Raw genomic sequence first — 1305 nt, 5'->3', positions numbered from 1 at the left:
GCTCTAAGCGCTTTAATGATCTTCACTGCGCGTTCACGTGATTCGATGAATTTTGCAGGCTCTGCATTAACCGCCCAATCTTGGTTCATCGCAACCACAACACCCGTTTCCATATCGCTAAACGCTATCTGACCAAACGAGCCACTTGAATAAAGCACGTTGTCTTCTGCAATGTAGTAAGTCTGAGAGCCGTAAGTTACCCCTGGCATTAACTGCGCAGCCAACTCATTGGTGGTGGTAATTTTGTCTTTACTCGCATCCATCACAGACTCGTAGTAGCTTTGCGGGGCTTTCCCTTGAGCAATCCACTGGTGAAACAATGCATAGTCACGTGTGGTCAAGCTAATACCATATGAAGGAGAGGCTGTACCTTCCGCCGTGACCGCTATCGAACCAGCACTGGTCGCGCCAAAGTCATTCGCAAGCTCTGCCATTAGAACGCTAAACTTCTTACCTGATACTTTTTCGGCAATAAGTCCTAAAGTATCCGTATTCTTATCGGTGTAGTCCCAAGCAGTACCCGGCTCTGAGGCTTTTTCTGCACGTTTAATTTCTTGGGTGTGACTCATTGATTTACCTGCTTTTAGGCCAATCGCCACTTCCCAAGCGTAACCCTCGGTACCCGGTGTGTGGAAATCAAGCAGGGTACCGGCACCACTCGTCATATCAAGCACTTGCTGCACAGTGGCATTACCAATGGTTGTGCCTTCAAAATCGGTGAGAATGCTGCTTACCTTGGCGTTAGCATCGATCAAACCTTGATCGATTAATTTGTGCGTCACGACCGCGGCAAAGCTCTTTGATGCCGATTGCAGTAGGTTGGTGTCGTTCATGGTGAAGCCGTTATCGTAGAATTCCGCTAGGATTTGGTTGTCTTTCATCACCACAAACCCTTTAGTTTGCGTATCTTCTAACGACTCTAAATAACTTTTTTCATCATTGAGCGCATCGTTGAGGTTGAACTGTTCACCTTGTACAAGTGGTGTTGGCTTTTTAGCCGCTGAGAACTGCTCCGTTGCCGTTTGAACGTACTCATCCCAGTTAGCACTCACGTGTTTGTAGTAGGGCCAGCTCTGCATATTCTGTGGGGTAATATCGCTTAACGTATAAGGTTTGTAGAACTCTTGTAGGTCAAAGCCATCACCAAATGCAGACGGTGCGGCAAGTGCGTTACCAGAAAGTAGGGTTGCAAGAATAACGGCTGCTGTCGTTTTGATTGCTGATTTCATAAGATTTACCTCAGTGAAATGGGTTCTTGTTTCGTTGAGGTAATATTAAGCAATCAAGATTAATACATTAAGTTGG

At 46.1% G+C, this 1305-nt stretch carries 1 protein-coding gene; it reads right to left on the bottom strand.

Translation table 11 applies throughout. The features are described 5' to 3' along the window. On the bottom strand, positions 1-1229 hold a 1229-nt coding region (locus UA76_RS13135), incomplete at its 3' end, for a serine hydrolase domain-containing protein (protein ID WP_052772047.1). Between the last annotated feature and the right edge of the window lie 76 nt (positions 1230-1305).

This window comes from Vibrio mexicanus (assembly GCF_001012815.1).
Taxonomy (GTDB): domain Bacteria; phylum Pseudomonadota; class Gammaproteobacteria; order Enterobacterales; family Vibrionaceae; genus Vibrio; species Vibrio mexicanus.
This window is presented reverse-complemented; position numbering and strand designations above follow the sequence as displayed.